Here is a 21,500-nt window from a genome sequence, read left to right as displayed (position 1 = left end):
TTGCGATAGGCGCGTCGGAGGATAGATCGGCACCGGGACAGCGCCTGCGTCGAGAATGCCAAAAAAGGCCACGAAGAAATCGACGCTGGTCGGAAGCATCAAGGCGACCCGATCACCCGGCACGACGCCACGGAGGACGATGGCAGCGGCGACCCGGCGCGCGCGCGGCGAGCTCGCCATAGGAGAGGGTGTCGAGCGTGGTGGTCTCGTCTTCCAACAGGGTCAGGTGCAAGCGGTCGCGATGCCGCTTCTCGTGCCACTCGAGCGCTTCGACGAGCGTGCGAGCCTCGCTCGCGGCGGGAACGGTCGGCAGGGCCGACGCCGTACTCTTGCGGATGACGCCGCGCTTTCCCGCCGGCCGCGCCCGTTCCAACGCCCCACCGAGATCGGAGACCGTCTCGGCTTCGGATATGGCGTTGGCAGGCAATCTCACCTGAAAGGCGCGTTCGATCCGCAAGGTCAGTTCCGTGCGGCCGAGACTGTCGATGCCGAGGTCGCGTTCGATCCGGCTTGAGGGCGCGATCTCGATGGAGCTGGCCCTTTGCGAGTGCAGTTCGCGTACGAACTCCGTCACGATCGCAATCAGGTCGCGAGCATGCGAATCCTGCCCGTCGACTGCGGCAGGTGAACTCGGCTGCCCAGTTTCCTCCGACATGGGCAAGTACCATAGCGCATTGCGACCCGATCGTCTTCACAAGGCATCACGGTTCGAACGTCACTACTCTGATCCGCGCCGTCCGCACGACGGATCAAAACCCGTTCCCGAAGGTGGGAGGTGGCGTGAAACCCGAGAAACCCAGTATTGGCTCGTCGCAACGCGGATCGAATTTCCAGGGCGGCTGCCGACGTATGCAGGTCGGGTCGGTCTGGTAGGCATAGCCGGACAGGCTGACATATCGACTGCTCTCCATACATCCTGCCGTGACCGCGCATGCAAGAACTGCTGTGAAAAAGGTCTTCATGACGGGCCCTTTCGAACACGAGCCGCATCTGTCTGAGGACATGCCGATTGTCGCCGATCCGATGCCCGCCTTGCGATCGAATCCACGAGAGGAAAGGCGACAAGACCGCCCCTTTGGCAGGCAGCGATATTATACGGATTTCATTGCATCCCGCTCTAACCCATCGGAGTCCGCAAGGCTCATGATTTTGGGCTATATTGCTAAGCCCGCGGCCAGACTAGACCTATCCGGCCATCGTCCTGCCGCTCCACACCGGTGGAAAAGGGCCGGCTTTCGCGCTCCAGCGTCACCATAAGCCACTCGATGTCCTGCGGCGTCGGATAGACGAGCCGGAAGCGACGCGCCTGGAGCGGAACGATCTCAAGCTCCAGCAGATCGCCGGACACGGGATCGATGCGAACGAAATACATCGGTCGTAGATCTCCCCTGAACTCCACATAGCCCGCAATTCCTTCATAGTCGTTGATGAAGTCGCCGCAGCCGTAGAGGATCAGCCGATTGCGATAGACCTCGATCGGCCTGGGATGATGCGAAGAGTGTCCGTAGACGATCGAGACGTCAGCCTCTTCGATGAGCGCATGTGCAAATTTCCGCTCGGCCGCGGATACTTCATAGCCCCAATTAGGTCCCCAGTGGAGCGACAGGACCGCGATGTCGCCCGGCCGTTTCACGCCCACGATCTTGGCCGCGACCTCATGTGCCCGCGCTGGGGCGAGGTCCGGCAGAAAATTCACTCCCGCCCTCCGCGGTGCGGCTGCCCAGCCCCGAGGCGTCCCGCTCGTCGGCGTCGCCAATGCAAAAACAAGGACGCGACCATCGCCACCGGCATCGAGGACCGCTGGCGCTTCGGCCGCGGTCCGGTCGCGCCCGGCACCGGCCGTGCCAATCTGCAAACCGTGCAACACCGACAATGTCTCATAGAGGCCGGCAAGTCCCCAGTCCAACACGTGATTGTTCGCCAGCACACAGCAGTCGATGCCGGCGGCCACGAGACAGGAAGCGTTTTGCGGGCTCATCCGGTAGTTGATGCCCTTGGCAGCGTGGTCGATGCTGTGGGTGACCGCCGTCTCGAGATTGACAATTCGGAAGCACGGTTGCGCGCGCTCGAATTCATCGAGCGCCACGCCCCAGATGTAGGAGGGCTCGACCGGCCAAGATATCTGGCCATGCGCCAACTCCGCAAGACGAACATAGTCGAAGGCAGAGCTGAGATAAGTCTCATGTATGGCCGGGCCGCATGGAGCAGGCAGCACTTGGTCGATCCCGCGCCCGGTCATGACGTCGCCGCACAGAAAGAGGCGGATGCCACACACCTCGGGGCTCGCGGCTGGTCGGCGCTGTCTGGTCGCGCTCATGCTGACGGACCTCCGCGCGCAATTCTACGCAAACGGCTGGCAGAGGGAAAGCGAGCCATCGCTACTGCACGCTTCCTTAAATCGACCTCGATTTAAGAGCGAAGAACCGGAAAGGCGGTTCGCGCCGTTCGCCGACGTTCGACAACTCGATTCACCGCTCCAACGCGCCCTTTCCCGCGAGAATGTGATCGCGGAATTTTGCAATGCGTGAAGTCCTCGTTTCGGACCTTTTCACCATGTTGAGATTGATCACATAGCTTTTCCGCCGCCCCAGCCAGATCGCCTCCTTCGCCAGTTCAGACGCCCCGGCCACGCCAGTCTCGGTCCAGCCCTTGGTGTAGACGGCATATATCGCGTCGAGCACCGCGCCCAGTCGCGCGAGCAATTCTGCCGCCCTCGAGCATCTTTCGAAGACTCTCATCAGCCTGCTCGTCGATACGTTGCCGCATCGTTTTTCACAATCAATGAGCCAAGGCGAAGGGCTGCCTTCACCAAGGCATGTGAAGCGTGTCAACGGGCGGCAACCACAGAAGGATATAGGCATGCAGCAATTCGAAGTGCTACACCTTCGCGCGTCTGAACGGACGCGCGGCTCCAGCGGGATCATGTGCTCACGGGTAGCCGGCGTCGCCTGCAAACAGGTCGTTCAGCTTGTAGGCCACCTCGGTCCGGTTCGATGCCTTCAGCTTCTTCATGATGTTACGAATGTGAACCTTGACCGTGCTCTCGCGAAGGTTGAGCTCATAGGCGATGATCTTGTTGGCCTTGCCCTTGCGCAAAGCCTGCACGACTTCCGCCTGGCGCAGGGTGAACATGCCAGCGAGCGGCGCCGGCTCCGGCTTTCCCGTCTCGATCAGATGGCGCACGGCAAGAATGCTGCTCGCCGGAACAAATGTCCCCCCGGCGATCGCCAGCCCAATCGCTTCAATGCAGACCTCGACGCCAACCGACGTGGGGATGTAGCCCCGGGCGCCGGATTCGAGCACTTTCAATATCTGGGTGATGTCGTCATTGTCCGACAGGACGACGACCGGAAGGGGACGAAATTCCGAGGCGAGCTTAGAAATGTCCGGGCTTATCTCGGTAACCTTCCGCGCCCCCATATTGAGGAGGACGGCTCCAGTCGGTGGGCAACGATCTTTTTTTTCGCGCCATTCTTCGATCGAGCCGAACGCGATCACGTCCATGCCCAGGCCATGATTGGTCAGTGTCCTCGCGAGGCATTCGCGGTCGAGTGCCCTGCTATCGAGCAGAATGAGGGCTCGTTTGCCGACCTTGTCCTGAACCCCGCCGTCTGCATCCTCTCTCGATACGCCTTGCACTCCCGACGGGTCCCGCGCAAATACCGAAACTTTCTCGAACGTCGATACCGATGAAGCCATCACATTGTCCCTCTGATAAAAATGGTCGCCGCTGCGAAAAAAGAAATCAATAATTTATGTCTAACAGGCACGTCTTGTAGGACGAATACTCATAATAACTCTTTTTCATTAATACCTTTGAGTGAGGCTACAGGTTATTATCCGAGCAATCGACAACAGAACGATGGTAAACAGGCAAAATTACAATCGATAGTCTAATAGGTCTTCACCAAAAAATGAAGTGGCCTCTGCAAATATCGCTGCAGGTCAAAAAATCGTCGGATCATCCATCCTCCCGCCGCGCCTGGTGAGCTATCGAAGGCAGCAACACACAACCCGGCTGCCTCGGCGCGGCCGGTCCGCCACGATACCCGAGCGCGAGCATCGACATGTGGGCACACCGTGTCGCACCGCGTGCGATGCAGTCATTGATCGCCTACCTCAAGAGAGTGGGGAAATACCACCAATGACCATACATCCGAGGTACAGAAGAGAATAAAGACGAACTCCGCAATTACATAGAAACGCCATTTATACCTTTCCAACCGTCCCAATTTGGTCGTTCTATGACGCGATTAATCATAGTACCTTTCGAATCTTGGTTTTGAATTGCTTACGGATCCAATCGGTACGCAAGTCGGAGCCCCAGGACAGAGTAAACACATAAGTGAGGTGCTTGAGGGCAGGACGATGAACTCATCAGGCACAGGGGATGGAAACGAATATCCGGCATCTGTTCGCCCTCTGAGATTGCGGGCCGCAGATGCATTTACGAAAAACGGCGCCGGCGGTCGGCCGCCGGACCGGCCGCTTGTCATCATCGACAAGCGCGAACTCAGGCGCGAGTGTCTGGCACAGAACATCTCCGCGGCGAAGCCGGAGCGCGATGTGCTCACGTATAGTTCGGCGGAGGAATGGGAAAGGCATCGGCAAGACGGCCCGCCTCCCTGCGCAGTGCTATTGAACGTCGCGGAACGACAGCTCGAAGACCCCGACGTGGAAAGCGAAGTCCGCAATCTCGTCGCCGAACTTGCGCCTGCTCCTGTAATCCTGCTGACCGACACCGACGAACTCACCCAGGTCGTCAAGGCACTGGAATATGGTGCGAAGGGCTACATCCCTTCCTCTGTCAGCATCGATGTCTGTCTCGAGGCGATCCTGCTCTCCATGGCAGGCGGCATCTTTGTACCGGCCAGCAGCATCTTCGCGATGCGTCACCTGTTCGAACCGGGCGGCATGGCCGCACGACCCTATGCCGGCATACTCACCGATCGTCAGGTCGAGGTAGCGGAGGCGTTGCGCCGCGGCAAGGCGAACAAGATGATCGCCCATGAACTCAATCTGCGCGAAAGCACGGTCAAAGTGCATATCCGCAACATCATGAAGAGGATCAATGCGAGCAACAGGACCGAGGTTGCCTACAAGATCAACGACCTATTCCCCGATCGTCTGGCGACGGATTAGCCCAAGGACGCAGAAACCAACATTGCCGACATCGACGACGATGCCGGCGCCCTCATGGCCGAGGATGGCCGGAAACAGCCCCTCCGGATCGGCCCCGGAGAAGGGTGAAATCGTCGGTGTGGCAGATGCCAGGCGCCTTGACCTCGACGAGCACCTCGCCGGCCCGAGGGCCTTCGAGTTGCACCGTCATCACTTCCAGAGGTTTGCTGGCCTGAACGGCCACGGCGGCGCGCACATCCATATCTCCATACTCCCTTGAACATCATTTCTGTGCAGGACGGGTCCTTTTGCAAGACCTCCAATGGGCGGCGGTCCGCGGATAGAGATGACCTGCCAGGTACCCGAACGTCACTCCGTGATCATCTCGCCCTGCTCGTTGAGAAACGGGACACCATACGAGAGCAAGAGCGGGTTGATGTTCGGAGGGACGCACGCCCATCGTGATCCGATAGGTCGTGCGCTGACCACCATTCTCCCTGGTGAATGGGTCGATCGTCAGATCGGGCTCCGGCTTGAGTGCCCTGCCATTGCCCCCCGGGCGGTGCTCGCGACTTTGCGGCGCGATCACACTGAGATAGGAAACCTCTTGTGAAAATCCAGAATGAGATCATCGAGCGCTTGCGTGTCGCGAAATTCGCGTGAGAGGCGCAGATCGAACACCCCGAGCACCTGGGCCGGACTCGGTGTCAGCACGATGATGCGGTCCGCAAGCAGGAGGGCCTCGCGTAAATTGTGAGTCACCATCAGGACGGTGGTTGGCCGAGCCGCCCATACCGATATCAGAAGACGGCGCAATCTGTCGGCGGTCCATTCGTCGAGCGAGGCGAACGGTTCATCGAGAAATAGAACCGAGGGTTCCGTGGCAAACGCCCGCGCCAGGGCGGCACGGCGCGCAAGGCCAAGCGAAAGCTCCGAGGGATAGAACGACCGCATCGCGGAGAGGCCAAGGATTTCGAACAGCGAGTCGAGGTCTTTGCCCCTGAACCGCGGGGAAAGCGCAAGACGGACATTCTGCTCCACCGTCCGCCATGGGAGCAGCACCGGCTCCTGGAAGACCGCGGCAATGCGCTTAGAACTGCCTTCCGGCAACTGGTAACGACCGGAAAAGTCCCGATCGAGACCCATGAGAATTCGCAGAGTCGTGGTCTTTCCGCAGCCCGAGGGGCCAAGCAAGCAGGCAAATTCCCCCTGCCGCACCTCGAAGGAAAGCCCACGCAATACGTCGATCATGACGCCCTCGGCAGACCGGAACGTCTTCTCGGCAATGTCGACCTTAAGCGGGGCGACGCCAGCGGGTTGCATGTCGTTCAAAGGGCTGCACCAGAACGAGTTCGATCAACAGCATGATGGCCACGAAAGCCAGGGTATAGGCAAGGATGGCAGCGACATCGAAGATCTGGAAGTAGAGATAGATCTGAAAGCCGACGCCGCTGGAACGGCCGAGCAACTCGACGACGAGGACGATCTTCCAGATCAATGCGATGCCGGAGCGGGAGGCAGCCGCGAAATAGGGCTGCAACTGCGGCATCAGGATATGGCGGAGACGGTCGAGCGGACCGAGCCGAAAGACCGCCGCCATTTCGGCATATCTGAAATCGAGCGCCCTTGCACCTTCGCGCATGGTGACGACCACAGTGGGTATCTTGTTGATGGCAACGGCGCCGATCGCGGCGGCCTCCGTCAGGCCGAACCAGATATAGGCGAGTACGATGACGACAAGTGCCGGTAGATTGAGGAGGAGGACCAGCCACGGACTGAAGAAGGCGTCCGCCCGCCAATGCGTACCAAGCAGGACACCGATGACCGACCCAAGGATCATGGCAACGAGATAGGCCGCCGCAACCCGCCAGAGCGTCATTGCCAGGTGATAACCAAGCTCGCCGCTCACCGCCTCCCTGAGGAGCACACGCCAGACCTCTAGCGGCGGCGGAAACGCGCGGCTCGGCCAGAATCCGGCTGCGAGACTCCAGATGAGGCAGAGCCCGGCCAGCGACAGCGCGACCGTGAGCATGGGCAGGACGGGGCCGATACCGCGAACGAGTGTGCTTGCACGCCGAACTGCAAGGCCTCGGTTTCCCAGCCCGAATCCCGCTCTCATGTATTCAGTGCAGCCCAGAAAGTCCCGGAAGCCATCTGCCGGGCCTCGCCGACCAGTCTCGCACCGCCCAAGTCCGCGAGAACGTCGTACAGCTTGGCGGCATCGCTCGCCTCTTCGGCAACGGGCCGTTTGGGAATACCTTCGCGGTAGCGATCGCGCAGCACCTCGAGTTCCCTGCCTTCGGCTCGCATGATTGGGGCCAGGCGCCGCCATTCGGCATCGGATTCACCCAAAAGCTTCTTGGCCGCGGCACTGGCCTTGACAAAACCCATCGCCGCGTCCCGGTTTTCATCCGCCCACTTCTCATGGAACACGTATCCGAGCGCCGACACCGGTCCCGACGCCCCGAGCGCCTTGGCCGTATCGTCGGCACCGATCAGGCGACGAAAGCCGTTTGCTTCCAGGCGTGCGCAGAAATGCCAGAAGTTCAAGACCGCATCGAGCTCGCCGGAGAGGGCCTTTTCAAAGAGCAGTGGCGGCGCGCCGAAGACGATCTCGCCCTCCCTGGCAAGGTCGATCTTGTGGTCCCGCTGCGCCAGTCCCTGGATCAGAAGCCAGCTCTTGTCGAGTGCCCCACCGGCCACGCCAACTTTCTTTCCCACAAGATCCGGGACGCCATGAATTGGAGCGTCCTCCCGGACCATCACCGCCCCGACTGCGGTCGAGTATGGCGCAAGCGTAAGATCTTCGCCTTCCGAACGCTGGCGCGACACCCACAACCAGTCGGAAACGATGACGTCGAGGTCGCCTGCCAGCATGGCGACATTGGTGGCGTCTTCCCCGGCGAAATAGGCCACGTCAACATCGACCCCGTTGGCCGCGTCGAACCGATGGTGCTTGATGGTGTCGAGTTCCCAGTTCACCGTACCGAACTTCAGGACACCCACTCGGACCTTGCGAGCGGAGGGATTTGCAATGGCCTGAAAGCTCAGGGGACTTGCCGCAGCCAGCATACCCATGCCGCAAAACGCACGCCGCGATATGTTCATGATGCTGCCTCCCAAGGGAACTCTCGGCAAAGCCAAATTTCTCGGCTCGGCTGCCCGGAAATCCATGGCTTCCAGCTGCGCGCCGTCGTCGGATCGGTTTCGCAATCCAGGTTGGCGCAAATGTCAAGGATGAGGTTCAAGGAAGCACCTCCGGCGCGCGCATACGGCTTGCGGCGTCCCATCGGACACGGCAACCGGCTCTCGCAAGATTTGAGGAGACATGCGCGTCTGACGAGACACGAGGCGCCGTAGTAGAAAGCCAGTGATCAGGATGCGCGGGGGAAAAACGGGCGTCAATTATTCAGCCAAGCCTAGGGGCAGATAAGCACGGGAGCACCGCATGAAATCACAGGATGTGTTGTCTTGATGGGCTGCCATTGCCACTTCCCTCGACTTTATCAAATCCTTGCCGCAGAATTAGGCATCCCTCTCGGTCGTGTCAACAATTCGCAAATCACGAGTTCGCCTTCACGCGGATGATCAAGACGTTTAGTTAAATCGGACAAATGGCCTGTCGAACTTGCGTGAAAACATGATAGTGTGTTGTTCAGATTGCGTATTTAGTATCCAGATACCGCATCTCATATCCACATTGCGAGAGGATATTCTCGATCAGCGATGTTTTTGGTGGTGCTTTAACTCATAGAGAACAAGGAATGTCCCGGCGCGATTTTTCGTTGCGGCGAATGAATTCGGCGGGATTACCATCTGACCCGAACGTATGGAGGCAAGGGCTCAGCGCGGCCGCAGAGCTGCGGAGCCGGACGTCTCTCCAGCATGGGCCAGAACACCTCATCCCGCCGGCAATGGAGACAGGATCGAGGTGGACAAAGTGCATTTTCACGCGGCCACATCCCTTCGTGGCACCGGCGCGGAGGAACTTGAAGCTGCATTGTCCACACGCACATCGCCCATAAAGGTCGAGACGCTGAGCGGCGGATCGCTGTCGTTCGACTGCGAATTCTTCTCGGCGGGCACGGTATCCTTCGCCAGTTGCTCCTATGAGGGGACCTTTCAATGCACTCGGCAGGCGGAGAGCAACAAGCTCTTGATCTTTCTGCCGAGCCTCGGGAAGGCCGTCTTCGATCCCGGCATGCGCCAGATCCTGTCGGCACCGGGCCAGGGAACGATCATCGACAGCACGCGCAGCGCAAGCGTCCAGATCTTCGGACCACGACGGCACCTCGCGCTGTTCATCGACCATCGCAAGCTTACCGCTCATTTGACCAGTATGCTGGAACGGTCGGTCAACGGCGATCTCGAATTCAACCCCTATATCGAACTGGGGAATGGGCCCGGGCTGGCCCTCACGCAACTTGTCGAAACTGCGTGCAACGGCCTGCGCGGCGACGCCCCGCTCAGGCAATCCCCGATGGCGCTTGCCTCGCTATGCGATGCCGTCACGCACCTCATCCTGGAAGCTGCTCAGCACCGCTATTCGGATCAGCTCGCGACGCCTGCGCCCTTACCCGCTCCGCGGCATGTGAAATGGGCGATAGACTTCATGCACGCCCATATCTCCGAACCGATCTCCATGGACGACATTGCCGCCGCGGCCAAGGTGAGCGTACGCACTTTGCAGCAGGGTTTCCGTCAATTCCGCATGACGACACCCATGGCCTATCTTCTCGAGATTCGGCTGACCGCTGCCCATCAGGACCTGATGAACGGACATGGGGTGCAGAGCATTGCAGATGTTGCCCTGAAATGGGGTTTCACGCATCTTGGCCGCTTCGCCGCGGACTACAAGAAAAGGTTCGGGGTGTTGCCCTCGCAAACTTTGCGCGGCAAGGGCTCCGAAGAAGTCCGGTAGCAGGAAGGCCGATCGGCTCGGCGCGCTTCATTGCCAACGCCCGAACATCGCCCCGCACGCCGTCGTATTGACGAATTCGCTCGGCAGGCGCACAATTTTATTGCGCACTCTCATATTGCCAGATCTGCATCATCTCAACCCGACTTCGAACATCAATTGCATAATCGGAGCTTCGCACCAATAATCGTTCCTGACCATCACCCCACGATGGTCTCGAGGATCGGAGGAATTACCCCATGAACAGAAACGTGATCATCGGAATCATTGTGGTCGCGGTCGTCGTCATAGCGGTTATTTTCTTGATACCAGGCACAAATGAACCGACGGCCGAAGCGCCCCCGGCACCCGCCGCAACCGAAACGGCGCCGGCGACGCCCGCACCCGCCGAGCCCGCCCCGGCCACTCCTGCACCCGCCGAGCCTGCGCCGGCGCAATAGGCATTCGGCCTACTGACGCTCTGCTCGCTTTAACGCGTCACCGTCGGTACGCTCCGCCATCGTTAGGGCGCGCACCGACGGCGATAGTCGCGACCCTCGACCGGGCCAAGACTTCGGAATGGCACGCCTGCATCTATCGGGCCGCTGCGTCCTCCGCAGTCGAGGGCGGGCCGCTGCGGCCCCTTGCAGCTTTGACAAGCCCTTCACGCAGATGCTCGAAGTCGGACTCCTGGGCGTAGTGCAAGGTTGACAAAAAGGAATCGATCTCGAATTCGGGAGCGAGTGCCGTGACTTTCTCCAGATGCGCCTGAGCGGCAATGTCGTCGCCGAGCCAGCCGTAGCAAGCGGCCAGGAACGCATGCTGGAGCTGGTCCATCGCGGAGAGATGCATGAAGGCTTCGACCGCCTCGCCATACTGGCGCGCAGCGAAATGCGCCTTGCCGAGATGGCTCCAGAACCGCTCGGGGTGGTGCGGATTGAGCCGCATGGCTTTGCGGATCCATTCGATGCCTTCTTCGGGCCGTCCCAGCCACGTCAGCAGCTCGCCCTGCTGAACCACCACGAGGTCGTAATTGGGATTGAGCGAAAGTGCGCGCTCCTGGTGGTAGCGGGCCGTGGTCAGTGCGTTGTTATTCACATTCACCGCGGCGAGGATGCGATGCACGTCGGCGTCGTTGTCGTCCAGCGCCAGCGCCCGGTCCAGCTCGGCGATCACTTCGTTCCAGGTTGCCTCCTTGTTCTCGCACCAGCCATGAACCCAGGCCTGGCCCAGGATGCACGCGCGCCAGGCATGCGCGTGGGCATAGCCCGGATCGAGCTCGATCGCCCTTGCGATCAGCGCCTGCGCCTGAACGTTGTCCGAAACTGTGCCCCTGTGATGCAAAACCTTGGCGGCAAGAGCGCACTCGTAGGCAGCCATGTTCGCGGGCTTCGTTCGCTCGAGCTGGTCTCTCTGCGCTGCCTCGACGCGCCCCGGCAGCGTGGCCGCGATTGCCGCCGTTACTTCGTCCTGTATCGCGAATATGTCGTCGAGCCTGCGGTCGTACTTGTCCGCCCAGATATGCGTGTCGTTCGTCGCATCGATCAGCTGGACCGTGACGCGCACTCGATCGCCGCTCTTGCGGACGCTCCCTTCCACCAGGTACTGGGCCCCGAGTTTCTCCGCGACTTCACGCAGGTTCACCGCCTTGTTCTTGTAGACGAAGCTCGAATTGCGCGAGATGACGAACAGCTCATGTCGGCGGGACAATGCGGTGATGATGTCTTCGGTCAGTCCGTCGGCGAAGAACTCCTGATCGGGATCGCCGCTCATATTGGTGAAGGGCAGCACCACGATCGACGGTTTCGAAACGGTCCGCTTCACCGTCTCCGCACCTTCCGGCTGAGAGAGGGCCACCCCTTCGAGGCCAATGCGAAAGAGCTGAACGGGGCGGCTGATATTCTTGAGCCTCTTCTCGCCCAGATCCTCGATCAGGAGCTCGAGGCGATCGGCAATCTGCGTCGCCACCGCGGCGGTGATGCAGATGCCGCCCACATCCGCGAGTTGCTCGACTCGGGCGGCAATGTTCACGCCGTCGCCGAAGATATCGTCGTCCTCGAAGATGATATCGCCAACATTGATGCCAATTCTGAACTCGATCCGACGATCCTGAGGGACATCGGCATTGCGCCGCTTCATGCGCTGCTGGATCTCCACCGCGCACCTGACCGCGTCGGTCACGCTCTGGAATTCCACCAGCATGCCATCGCCCGTCGTCTTGATGATCCGCCCCTTGTTCTTGGAAATGGCGGGATCGATCAATTCTATGCGATGGGTTCTGAGCCGGGCGACCGTGCCTGCCTCGTCAGCTTCCATCAGCCGACTGTAGCCTGACATGTCGGCGGCCATGACTGCGGCTAATCTCTGTTCCATTCCTTTACCGACAACGCGAAAAAGAGCTTCTTTCCGGACTACCAGGCAGGGAAGCGCGGTTGGGTAGTGCTCGCGATTCTATCGCACCACAGGGCGATCGACCATCGAATTCAGGAAATTCTTCGAGACGCGCAATTTCCGGGCAGCACTTGTGATCGCTGATGATCGGCCTCGGAAATATCCTGGGGCCTGCTGGCATCTTGCTACTGCATGTCTCCTTTAATCGCCCGGCGCGCATGGGGCCAGAGCGGGTCGTCGCGCGAAATGGACAGGCCGCCAGCGCAGGCATGGCCGAAGCGGTGCATCATCTGCTCACGCCGATAGAAGAAAGTGGAAGGTGTCACTGAATCGACAAGGAACATGTCGCCGGACGAAAGGCCACCCGATCGCCCTGCGCGACGCGACACTGGCCGGCATCCCGCACCAGCGGTAAGAAATATTCGCCGGGGTCCTGCCGGATGGAGCGGGGGTTGCGCGCAACCTCGGAGGCATCGAGCGCGACGATCGCCGTATCGCAGGGACCGACACGCCGCGTGGTGACTCGCCATTGACGACGCCCGTTCGCCGCATCGGCTCCAGATCAAACGAGCCGCAGACCCGCCTGATCTTCGCTTCGAGAATTTCGACCGGCACGGGCTTATGCCCCGGCGTCATCAGCGACTGCATCGTGCCCTCCCCGGCTCCAGCAGAATGCCTCTTTCCCCAAACTATCTCATCACAGTCCGCGGCGCTTGCCTATAGGGTTCTACTCGGCAAGCGCTGAGAAGCGGCCCGCTTGCGCCGCGCGGCGCAGGGCTTCGCAGGGCGGCTCGGCAAGACCATCCGCCGCAAGCCCCTCAAGCACCGCCACCACCTCGGCGAGGCCGCGGGCTTCCGCATAATGCATCGGTCCGCCCCGCCAGCGCGGAAACCCATAACCGTGGATCTTCACGAGATCGATGTCGGCAGCGCGCAGCGCCACACGCTCCTCCAGAATGCGCGTCCCCTCGTTGACCATCGGCAGGAGGATCGCATCCGCAATCGCCGCGTTGTCCCAGACCCGCTGCGGTCGGCCGGCGGCCTCTTCGGCGATGATTTTCGCGACGGTTTCAGATGGCTTTGGCGCACGGTCGCCGGGCTGGTAATCGTACCAGCCGCCGCCGGTTTTCTGGCCGAACCGCTCAATGGCGCAAAGCCGGTCGGCCACAGGCGCAAAGGGCGCCTCACCACGCTCGCGCGCGGCCTTGCGCTGGAAGGCGGCGATGTCGAGACCGCCGAGGTCCTGCGCCTCGAAGGGCCCCATCGGCAGGCCGAAGGCGCGCATGGCGGCATCGACGGTCGAGGGAGTCGCGCCGGAAAGCAGTACCCGCTCGGCCTGAGCACGTGTTACCTTCAAGATGCGGTTGCCGATGAAACCATCGCAGATGCCGGCCCGGACGGGGACTTTTCCGAGCAGGCGGGCGAGCGCAAAACCGGTCGCGAGTACCTCCGGCGCTGTCCTTTTCGTCGGCACGATCTCCAGCAGCTTCATGAATTGGGCCGGGCTAAAGAAATGCAGCCCGAGGAAGAGTTCCGGATGACTCACGCCCTCGCTGATCGCGCCCGGATCGAGATAGGAGGTGTTAGTGGCCAACACCGCATCCGGCCGGCAGACCGAAGAGAGCTTTTCGAAGACGGCGCGCTTCACGGCAAGATCCTCGAAAACCGCTTCGATGACGAGATCCGTGTCGCCGAGCAGGCCGTAGTCATCGCCGCCGATGATGCCTGCCATCCGTTCATCTGCAACGGACTGCGTGATACGGCCGCGCTTCACGGAGCCCTGGTAGATGGCCCGCACATTGGCAAGCCCGCGCTCGACCACCACCTTATCGCGCTCGATCAGCACGACCGGGAGGCCGGCATCGCGCAGCGCCGCGGCGATACCGGCGCCCATCGTCCCTCCGCCGATGACCGCGGCCGAACGAATGTCACGCGGCGTGATCCCAGCAAGCTCCGGCGGGCGCAACGCGGCGCGCTCGGCGAAGAAGACATGGCGCAGCGCTGCCGCCTGCGCCGAGCCGCGCAGTTCGAGAAAGGTCTCGCGCTCGAATTCCATGGCGCTGGCGAAATCCGTCTCGCTCGCCTTGCGCAGGGCGGCGAGGGCCCGGAGTGGCGCTACTTCGCGCTTTGCCTTGGCGGCGACTGCCTTTTCCGCGTTTTCCCAGAAACCGGCTCCGACCGCCGGCACGACGCGGTCGGAGATCGGCGGCGGCGAGGATTTTTCAGCGACTTCGGTTGCGAAGGCAATCGCACCAGTGCGAAGGTCGCCCTCAAGCACCGCATCGACGAGGCCGAGCTCCCGCGCCTTCTTGGCGCCGAGCGGGCTGCCGCTCGTCACCAGATCGACGGCGGCGGCGGGGCCGATCAGCCGCGGCAGGCGAACGGTGCCGCCGGCGCCGGGGATGATGCCAAGCTTGACCTCCGGCAGGCCGAGGCTGGCGGAGGGAACCGCCACGCGCCAGGCGCAGCCTAGCGCCACTTCCAGTCCGCCTCCGAGAGCGCTGCCATGGATCGCCGCGACCCATGGCTTTTTTGCGGACTCGATGCTGGCCACCACGTCAGGCAGATGCGGCGGTTGCGGCGGCTTGCCGAATTCGCTGACATCAGCGCCGGCGATGAAGGTGCGGCCGGCGCAGATCAGCACGACGGCCTTCACCGCGGCATCCGCATCCAGTTCCGCCACGGCATCGACGAGCGCCTGTCGCAGCGCCTGGGACAGGGCATTGACGGGCGGATTTTCGACGGTGACAACGGCGATGGCGTCTTCGCGGACGATAGTGACGGTCATGGTCTCATATTCCCAGGTAAGCGGCGCGGATGCGCTCATCCGCAATCAATCCGGCGGCGGGGCCGGACATGGTGATGCGCCCCGTCTCCATGACATAGCCCCGGTCGGCGACCGAGAGCGCGCCAAAGGCGTTCTGCTCCACGAGAAGCACAGTGACGCCGAGCGCCTTCATGCTTTTCACCACGTCGAAGATCTGAGCGACGAGGATAGGGGCAAGGCCCATGCTCGGCTCGTCGAGCAACAGGCAGGAGGGGCGCGCCATCAGTGCGCGGGCGATCGCCAGCATCTGCTGTTGGCCGCCCGAAAGGCCGCCGGCCGCAAGGTTGCGCTTCTCCTTTAGAATGGGGAACATGGCAAAGGCGTCCTGCATATCGCGGTCCACCTTGTCATCGGCGAAAAGATACGCGCCGAGACGGAGATTTTCCTCCACCGTCAGGTTCGTGAAAATCTGCCGTCCCTCGGGCGACTGAGCGAGGCCCCGCTGCACGCGGCGATGCGCCGGCACTGTGGTCATCGCCTCGCCGCGGAAGACAATCGAGCCCGCCGAAACCGGCTGGATGCCGGACAGGCACTTGAGCAGCGTCGTCTTGCCTGCGCCGTTCGCGCCGATCACCGTGACGATCTCGCCGGAGGCGACATCGAGGTCGATGCCGTGCAATACCTCGATGCGGCCGTAGCGCGAGCGCAGTCCCTCAACCGTCAGCATTTTGGACCTCCGTCGCCTGGGCACCCAGATAGGCCTCGACGACACGCGGATCGCGGGCGATCGCCGCCGGTTCCCCTTCGGCAATCTTCTCGCCGTGATCGAGCACCACGATATGGTTGGAAATGCGCATGACCATTTTCATGTCGTGTTCCACCAACAGGATCGACACGCCCTCAGCTGCAACCTTGGCGATCAGATGATCGATCTCCTCCGTCTCGACGGCGTTGCAGCCGGCGGCAGGTTCGTCGAGCAGCAGGACGCGCGGTTTCAGCGCCAGCGCGCGTGCGATCTCCAGCCGCTTGAGCGCGCCATAAGAGAGCGAGCCGGCCTCCTGCTCGGCGGCGCGGCCGAGGCCGACGCGCTCGAGCAGCACGCGGGCGCTTTCCTCCGACGCCTTGCTGCGGCGACGCGAGGCGGGAAGCGAGAAGAGATCGGCGAAGACGGAGCCGCGCTCATGCAGGTGATGGCCGGCAATGGCGTTTTCCAGAACGCTCATCGACTGAAAGATCTGCAAATTCTGGAACGTGCGCGACAGGCCGCGGCGAGCGAGCAGATGCGGCGGCATGCGGGTGACGTCCTCGCCCTCCAGAACGACCCGGCCGCGCCCCGGGGCGTAGACGCCGGAGATCATGTTGAAAAGCGTCGTCTTGCCGGCTCCGTTCGGGCCGATGACGGAGACGATCTCGCCGGGTTTCAACGAAAAGCCGACATCATTGACGGCGCGAAGGCCGCCGAAGTCGATTCCCAAGCCTTCGATCTGAAGCAGGCTCATTCTCCCCTCCCCCGGACGCTGCGCGCGATAGAGGGCAAAAGGCCCTGGCGCATGAAGATCATGACGAGCATCATGACGAGGCCGAGCATGAGCTGTTCATACTCCTGGAAGATCGTCAGCACCTGCGGCAGCGTCGTCAGGATCACCGCACCGAGGATGGCCCCGAGCACCGACCCCGCCCCGCCGAGCACCGTCATCGTGACCATCTCGATCGAATGCATGAAGCCTGCGACATCCGGCGTGATGAACTTGTTCTGCAGCGCCAGCAGCGAGCCGGACACCGAAGCATAGACGGCCGAAAGCACGAAGGCGACGAGCTTGTAATGCGCGACATCGACGCCGACGGTGCGGGCCGCGATCTCCGAACCGTGCAGAGCGCGCAGCGCCCGGCCGGTCGGACTGTGATAGAGATTGAGCGCCAGCCACGCGCCGAGCACCAGCACGACAGCAGAGAAGGCGTACCAGAACTCCGTATTGGAGAGATCGATGCCCACGGCCTTCAGGAGGGCGCGAAGGCCGAGGTCCGGCACCGCCATACCGTCAGGCCCGCCGGTCAGTTGCGCCTCGTTGGACAGCACCATGGAGACGAGGATACCGAATCCTAGGCTGGCGACGGCGAGATAATAGCCCTTGAGCCGCAGGATTGGTCGGCCGACAAGGAAGGCGATTGTGGCGGAGAGAGCCGCGCCTAACACGGCGGCGAGCGCCGGATGCAGGTCGAGATGAACTGGGGCCAGCGCGCAGGCATAGGCTCCGATGCCGGCAAAACCCGCATGTCCCAGGCTGATCTGGCCGGCATAGCCGATGAGGACGACAAGGCCCGTCACCGCAAGGCCGTTGACGAAGATCAGCGAACCGACACGGAAATAATAGGAGGACGGAAAGAAGAACGGCGCGATGGCGATGACCGCGACGAGGATGAGAAGCGTTGTTGCCTTGCTGGAGAACCGCATGATCACACCCGATCCGTCGACTTGCGGCCAAAAAGGCCCTGCGGCATGGCGAAGAGCACCGCAAGGATGACGACAAAGGCGGCTGCATCCTTATATTGCGAGCTGATGTAACCGGCCGTCATCGCTTCCAGAACGCCGAGCAGCAGGCCTCCGACGAGCGCTCCCTTGGGATTACCCATACCGCCGAGCATGGCGGCGGCGAAACCTTTCAGCGCCAGGGCGAGGCCGACGTCGTAGCCGGTCAGCGTGATCGGCGTCACCAGCACGCCGGCGAGCGCGCCGATGGCGGCGGACATCGCGAAGGAGAGCGTCATCACATAGTTGGTGTTGATGCCGACGAGCTGGGCGGCGATGCGGTTGTTCGCCGTCGCCAGCACCGCGCGGCCGATCAGCGTGCGCGTGAAGAACAGCCGAAGACAGAAGAAGATGGCGAGCGCGCCGGCAATCACCCAGAGGCTCTGCGGCAGGATGGTCGCGCCGCCGATCAGGATCGGCTGGTCGCCGGAAAAGGCCGGGAAGCGGTGGAGCTGCTTGTCGAAAACGAGCTGCGTCGCGCCGCGAATGAAGATGGACGCGCCGATGGTGATGATGATCAGCGAGACGACGGGCGCGCCGCGGGCGGGCTCGATCGCCAGCTTGTTGAGCGCGACGCCGATCGCGGCCGTCGCAATGATGGCGATGAGCGCGGCGAGCGGCAGCGGCAGGCCGGCGGCGTGCGCGAAAAAGGTGATCATGCCGCCGAGCATGACGAATTCGCCCTGGGCGAAGTTCACGACGTCGGAGGCGTTGTAGATGATCGTGAAGCCGAGGGCGACCAGCGCATAGACCGCGCCGACCGTGATCCCGGAGAGAAGAAATTGCAGCAGTTCAGGCATGGATGCCTCCGCTTGGCACGACGTTTCCTCCGGCCTGCACCCTCGTGGCGCGGGCCGGAGGGCTCGATTACTCGACGATCTTCCAGCCGCCCTTTTCGATCTCAAGCATGCGGAAAGCCGAGAGGTCGAGACCGAGATGATCCTCGGCCGTCATGGTGACGATGCCTGTGGTGCCGACAAAACCTTTCGTCGCCTCGATCGCACCGCGGATATCCGACGGCTCGGCGCTGCCCGCGCGGGTGATCGCATCGACGAGGATGCGCAACGCATCATGAGCGTAGCCGCCGAAGGTCGAGACCGGCTTGCCGGTCGCCTTCTCGTAAGCCTCCTTGTAGGCGGTAACGACGGCACGCTGCGGGTCGTTCTCCGGCAGGATTTCTGCGACGAGGAGCGCCGTGCCCGGTAGGCGCACGCCTTCGGCGGCCTCAGCGCCGGCAAGCTCGATAAAGCCATCCGAGGCAACGCCGTGCGACTGGTAGAGCGGGAGCCCGACGGCAAGCTGGGCGTAGTTGCGCGTCACGATCGCCGGCCCCTGACCGAAGCCGGGGTTCAGCACCGCCTGAATCCCTTCCTTGCCCTTGATGTTGGTGAGCTGTGGCGTCATGTCGGCGTCGGTGGGGCCGTAGGTCTCGTCGGCGAGTACCTCGATGCCATATTCGCCGATGATTCCCAGGCACTGTTTGCGCATGGACGCCCCGAAGCCGTCCGAACCGGAGATCACGCCGATCTTGGTGATACCGGCCTTCTTCATGTCCTCGAAGATTTTCGCGCAGGCCATACGGTCCGTGTGCGGCGTCTTGAAGGTATAGGGCTTTACGGGGTCGATGATCTCGATCGCGCCGGCAAGCGAGATGAAGGGCACTTCCGCATCCTCGAAGACCGGGATGATAGCCATTGAGGTGCCGGTCGTCGTGCCGCCGATCACGGCCACCACTTCGTCGTCTTCCACGAGGCGGGTGGCGAAGGTGCGCGCCTTGTTCGGGTCGCCACCGTCGTCATAGACGATCAGTTCGATCTTTTCGCCGTTGACGCCGCCTGCCGCATTGATCTCCTCGACCAGCATCTTCAGCGTCTTGGCTTCCGGATCGCCGAGGAAGGCGGCGGGGCCGGTTTCGGAAAGGGTGGCGCCGATCTTGATATCGGCCAGCGCAGGCGCGGCAAGGCCGAGGACCAGCGCAAGCGCCGTCGTTGTGAACGCAAATTTCATGTCGGTTTCTCCTCCCAACAAAGACAATGGCTAAAGCGAAAACTCTCCTCACGCCGCCGCAGGGCGACGCCACATCACCACGCGGAACCGGTTGGCGACGAAGGCCGCATCCGTCAGGCTGGCATTGCCCGCCGGGTTGGCACCGGTAACGTGGAAATCGCTGAAGGCGGCGCTCTGGTTGACGTAGATGCCGCCGGCCAGATTGACCGAAAGATTGACGCCGGCCGCAGCGAACCGGTCGGCGGCGGTGAGGACTTGCGCCTCATCTGTCGCGTAGAGGGCTGCCGTGATCGAGCCCTTGCGCTCGGCGAGCTCAGCGGCGCGATTCACGCCGTCCTCGATGTCATCAACCGCAACGACAAAGGCGATCGGGCCGAAACGCTCTTCCGCATAGGCATTCGTATCCGCTGCGTCGACGGCAAGGATCAGCGGGGTCGCGGTGCGCGCATCGTCGAGACCTTCCACCGGCGCGGAGTCGCGAACGATGCGACCGAGCGAACGGGCCGTCGCGATACGGGCCAGCGTTGCCGGATTGGCGATGGCGCCGCAGACGCCGGCCGCGCGGACCGGATCGGCAAGCAGGTCATCGACGGCCGCGGCAATTCCGGCCGCGACATCATCGAAAGTCTTGTGGCCCTCATTCGTCTCAATCCCGCCGCGCGGGACAAAGATATCCTGCGGAGCCGTGCACATCTGGCCGGAATAAAGCGACAGCGAGAAGGCGATATTGCTGCACATGCCGGCGAAATTGTCGGTGGCGCCGATGATGATCGAATTGACGCCGGCCTCTTCCGTGTAGACGCCCGCGGCGCCTGCGTTTTCGCGTACCCATGTGCCAAATGCGTTGGAGCCGGTATAATCGACGATGGCGACGGCCGGGTGCTGCACAAGGTCCTTGGTGATTTCCGAACCGGGCGCATCGGCAGCAAGCAAGACGATATCGGCCGCAAAGCCCTCTTCCACCGAAACCTGCCGGATGATCTCGACGGTGATGGCAAGCGGGAGGATCGCTGCCGGGTGCGGCTTGACGATGACGGTGTTGCCGGTGGCAAGGCTCGCGAAAAGGCCGGGATAGCTGTTCCAGGTCGGGAAGGTGTTGCAGCCGATGGCGATCGACACACCACGCGGAACGATGCGCCAGTGCTTCTCCATGATGATCGGCTCGCCCTTGCCCTGCGGCTTCGTCCAGGTCGCCTGAGCGGGCGTTCGGGTCATTTCGGCATAGGCAAAGGCGACGGCTTCGAGGCCGCGGTCCTGCGCATGCGGGCCGCCGGCCTGGAAGGCCATGGCAAAGGCCTGCCCTGTCGTATGCACGACGGCGTTCGCCATTTCGAAGCTGCGGGCGTTGAGGCGGGCGAGAATTTCGAGGCAAACGCCGACGCGTACCTCCGGCGCAGCCGAAGCCCATGACCGGGCGGCAGCGCGCGACGCCGCGATCAGCGTCTCGACGGAGGCCGTAGGATAGGTGATGCCGAGGGCGGGGCCATAAGGAGAGACTTCCGCACCAACCGCGCCTTCCGCCGGATGATCGGCCAGAACAAAAGGTTGGCCGAGCCGAGCCCTGTAGGCGGCAAGGCCGTCTTCCTTGGCGGTCTCGCCGTAGATTTTGCCGCTCGGCACTTCCGGATAGGGGGACCAGAAATCGCGCTTGGCGACCGCTTGCAGGGCCGCATCCAGCGTCGGGCGATGGCGTTCGAAAAGTCCGCTCATTCTCATTCCTCCCAATCAGTGCTTTTATAATTGACTGACCGGTCGGTTTATGCAAGTGTTTTTTTACGGTCGCCGATTGG

At 62.1% G+C, this 21,500-nt stretch carries 17 protein-coding genes and 2 pseudogenes; 2 read left to right on the top strand and 17 right to left on the bottom strand.

The features are described from left to right. Window positions 1–51: 51 nt before the first annotated feature. The 5 genes and pseudogenes from AC4P1R_RS17425 to AC4P1R_RS17405 all read right to left on the bottom strand — a co-directional run. Window positions 52–123, bottom strand: a pseudogene (locus AC4P1R_RS17425) (hypothetical protein); the annotation flags it as partial. Beyond that, window positions 113–655 carry an acyl carrier protein gene (locus AC4P1R_RS17420; RefSeq protein ID WP_106407906.1) on the bottom strand — a complete coding sequence of 181 codons (543 nt, stop codon included), beginning with the start codon at window positions 653–655 and terminating at the stop codon, window positions 113–115. The pseudogene AC4P1R_RS17425 and the gene AC4P1R_RS17420, both read right to left, overlap by 11 nt. A 507-nt stretch (window positions 656–1,162) precedes the next feature. Then, a complete protein-coding gene (locus AC4P1R_RS17415; RefSeq protein WP_492178360.1) occupies window positions 1,163–2,317 on the bottom strand; it encodes a CapA family protein in 1,155 nt (384 codons plus the stop codon). A 151-nt stretch (window positions 2,318–2,468) separates the two neighbouring features. After that, complete coding sequence (locus AC4P1R_RS17410) at window positions 2,469–2,738, bottom strand: YdeI/OmpD-associated family protein (RefSeq protein WP_069460076.1); 270 nt, start codon at window positions 2,736–2,738, stop codon at window positions 2,469–2,471. Between the two features lie 190 nt (window positions 2,739–2,928). After that, window positions 2,929–3,699 carry a LuxR C-terminal-related transcriptional regulator gene (locus AC4P1R_RS17405; protein ID WP_069460075.1) on the bottom strand — a complete coding sequence of 257 codons (771 nt, stop codon included), beginning with the start codon at window positions 3,697–3,699 and terminating at the stop codon, window positions 2,929–2,931. A gap of 669 nt (window positions 3,700–4,368) precedes the next feature. Between AC4P1R_RS17405 and AC4P1R_RS17400 the strand changes: the two genes are divergently transcribed. Further along, the gene (locus tag AC4P1R_RS17400; protein ID WP_069460074.1) at window positions 4,369–5,142 is read left to right on the top strand and encodes a response regulator transcription factor; all 774 of its coding nucleotides are present in this window, start codon (window positions 4,369–4,371) and stop codon (window positions 5,140–5,142) included. 24 nt (window positions 5,143–5,166) lie between these two features. Here the strand turns inward: AC4P1R_RS17400 and AC4P1R_RS17395 are convergent. From AC4P1R_RS17395 to AC4P1R_RS17380, 4 genes and pseudogenes are all read right to left on the bottom strand, one after another. Next, window positions 5,167–5,383, bottom strand: a pseudogene (locus tag AC4P1R_RS17395) (alcohol dehydrogenase catalytic domain-containing protein); the annotation flags it as partial. A 323-nt stretch (window positions 5,384–5,706) separates the two neighbouring features. Further along, window positions 5,707–6,444, bottom strand: a complete 738-nt coding sequence (locus AC4P1R_RS17390) for an ABC transporter ATP-binding protein (protein ID WP_492178872.1) — start codon at window positions 6,442–6,444, stop codon at window positions 5,707–5,709. Further along, window positions 6,416–7,153 (bottom strand): ABC transporter permease, encoded by a 738-nt coding sequence (locus AC4P1R_RS17385; protein ID WP_069460071.1) that lies wholly within the window; start codon window positions 7,151–7,153, stop codon window positions 6,416–6,418. The genes AC4P1R_RS17390 and AC4P1R_RS17385 overlap by 29 nt, the downstream gene beginning before the upstream one ends. An 83-nt stretch (window positions 7,154–7,236) precedes the next feature. After that, on the bottom strand, window positions 7,237–8,229 hold the full coding sequence (locus tag AC4P1R_RS17380; RefSeq protein WP_273361823.1) for an ABC transporter substrate-binding protein: 993 nt from the start codon (window positions 8,227–8,229) through the stop codon (window positions 7,237–7,239). 823 nt (window positions 8,230–9,052) lie between these two features. Between AC4P1R_RS17380 and AC4P1R_RS17375 the strand changes: the two genes are divergently transcribed. Beyond that, window positions 9,053–10,042: an AraC family transcriptional regulator gene (locus AC4P1R_RS17375; RefSeq protein WP_492178359.1), complete on the top strand. Its 990-nt coding sequence runs from the start codon at window positions 9,053–9,055 to the stop codon at window positions 10,040–10,042. 570 nt (window positions 10,043–10,612) lie between these two features. Here the strand turns inward: AC4P1R_RS17375 and AC4P1R_RS17370 are convergent. The 8 genes from AC4P1R_RS17370 to paaN all read right to left on the bottom strand — a co-directional run bounded on the left by AC4P1R_RS17370 (window position 10,613) and on the right by paaN (window position 21,420). Next, window positions 10,613–12,391, bottom strand: a complete 1,779-nt coding sequence (locus AC4P1R_RS17370) for an adenylate/guanylate cyclase domain-containing protein (protein WP_492178358.1) — start codon at window positions 12,389–12,391, stop codon at window positions 10,613–10,615. Window positions 12,392–13,136: 745 nt separating this feature from the next. Continuing rightward, the gene (locus tag AC4P1R_RS17365; protein WP_492178870.1) at window positions 13,137–15,197 is read right to left on the bottom strand and encodes a 3-hydroxyacyl-CoA dehydrogenase NAD-binding domain-containing protein; all 2,061 of its coding nucleotides are present in this window, start codon (window positions 15,195–15,197) and stop codon (window positions 13,137–13,139) included. A 4-nt stretch (window positions 15,198–15,201) separates the two neighbouring features. After that, the gene (locus AC4P1R_RS17360) at window positions 15,202–15,903 is read right to left on the bottom strand and encodes an ABC transporter ATP-binding protein (protein WP_492178357.1); all 702 of its coding nucleotides are present in this window, start codon (window positions 15,901–15,903) and stop codon (window positions 15,202–15,204) included. Then, complete coding sequence (locus AC4P1R_RS17355; protein WP_492178356.1) at window positions 15,890–16,675, bottom strand: ABC transporter ATP-binding protein; 786 nt, start codon at window positions 16,673–16,675, stop codon at window positions 15,890–15,892. Before AC4P1R_RS17355 ends, AC4P1R_RS17360 begins: the two co-directional genes overlap by 14 nt. Continuing rightward, window positions 16,672–17,628: a branched-chain amino acid ABC transporter permease gene (locus AC4P1R_RS17350; RefSeq protein ID WP_492178355.1), complete on the bottom strand. Its 957-nt coding sequence runs from the start codon at window positions 17,626–17,628 to the stop codon at window positions 16,672–16,674. The genes AC4P1R_RS17355 and AC4P1R_RS17350 overlap by 4 nt, the downstream gene beginning before the upstream one ends. Before the next feature lie 2 nt (window positions 17,629–17,630). Continuing rightward, complete coding sequence (locus tag AC4P1R_RS17345; RefSeq protein WP_151613383.1) at window positions 17,631–18,503, bottom strand: branched-chain amino acid ABC transporter permease; 873 nt, start codon at window positions 18,501–18,503, stop codon at window positions 17,631–17,633. Window positions 18,504–18,570: 67 nt separating this feature from the next. Then, the gene (locus tag AC4P1R_RS17340; RefSeq protein WP_151613382.1) at window positions 18,571–19,710 is read right to left on the bottom strand and encodes an ABC transporter substrate-binding protein; all 1,140 of its coding nucleotides are present in this window, start codon (window positions 19,708–19,710) and stop codon (window positions 18,571–18,573) included. Window positions 19,711–19,758: 48 nt separating this feature from the next. Then, the gene (gene paaN / locus AC4P1R_RS17335) at window positions 19,759–21,420 is read right to left on the bottom strand and encodes a phenylacetic acid degradation protein PaaN (RefSeq protein ID WP_151613381.1); all 1,662 of its coding nucleotides are present in this window, start codon (window positions 21,418–21,420) and stop codon (window positions 19,759–19,761) included. Window positions 21,421–21,500 lie beyond the last annotated feature (80 nt).

This window comes from Sinorhizobium sp. Y406, assembly GCF_058732025.1.
The sequence above is the reverse complement of the archived record's forward strand: the minus strand, read 5'-3'. Positions and strand labels throughout refer to the sequence as shown.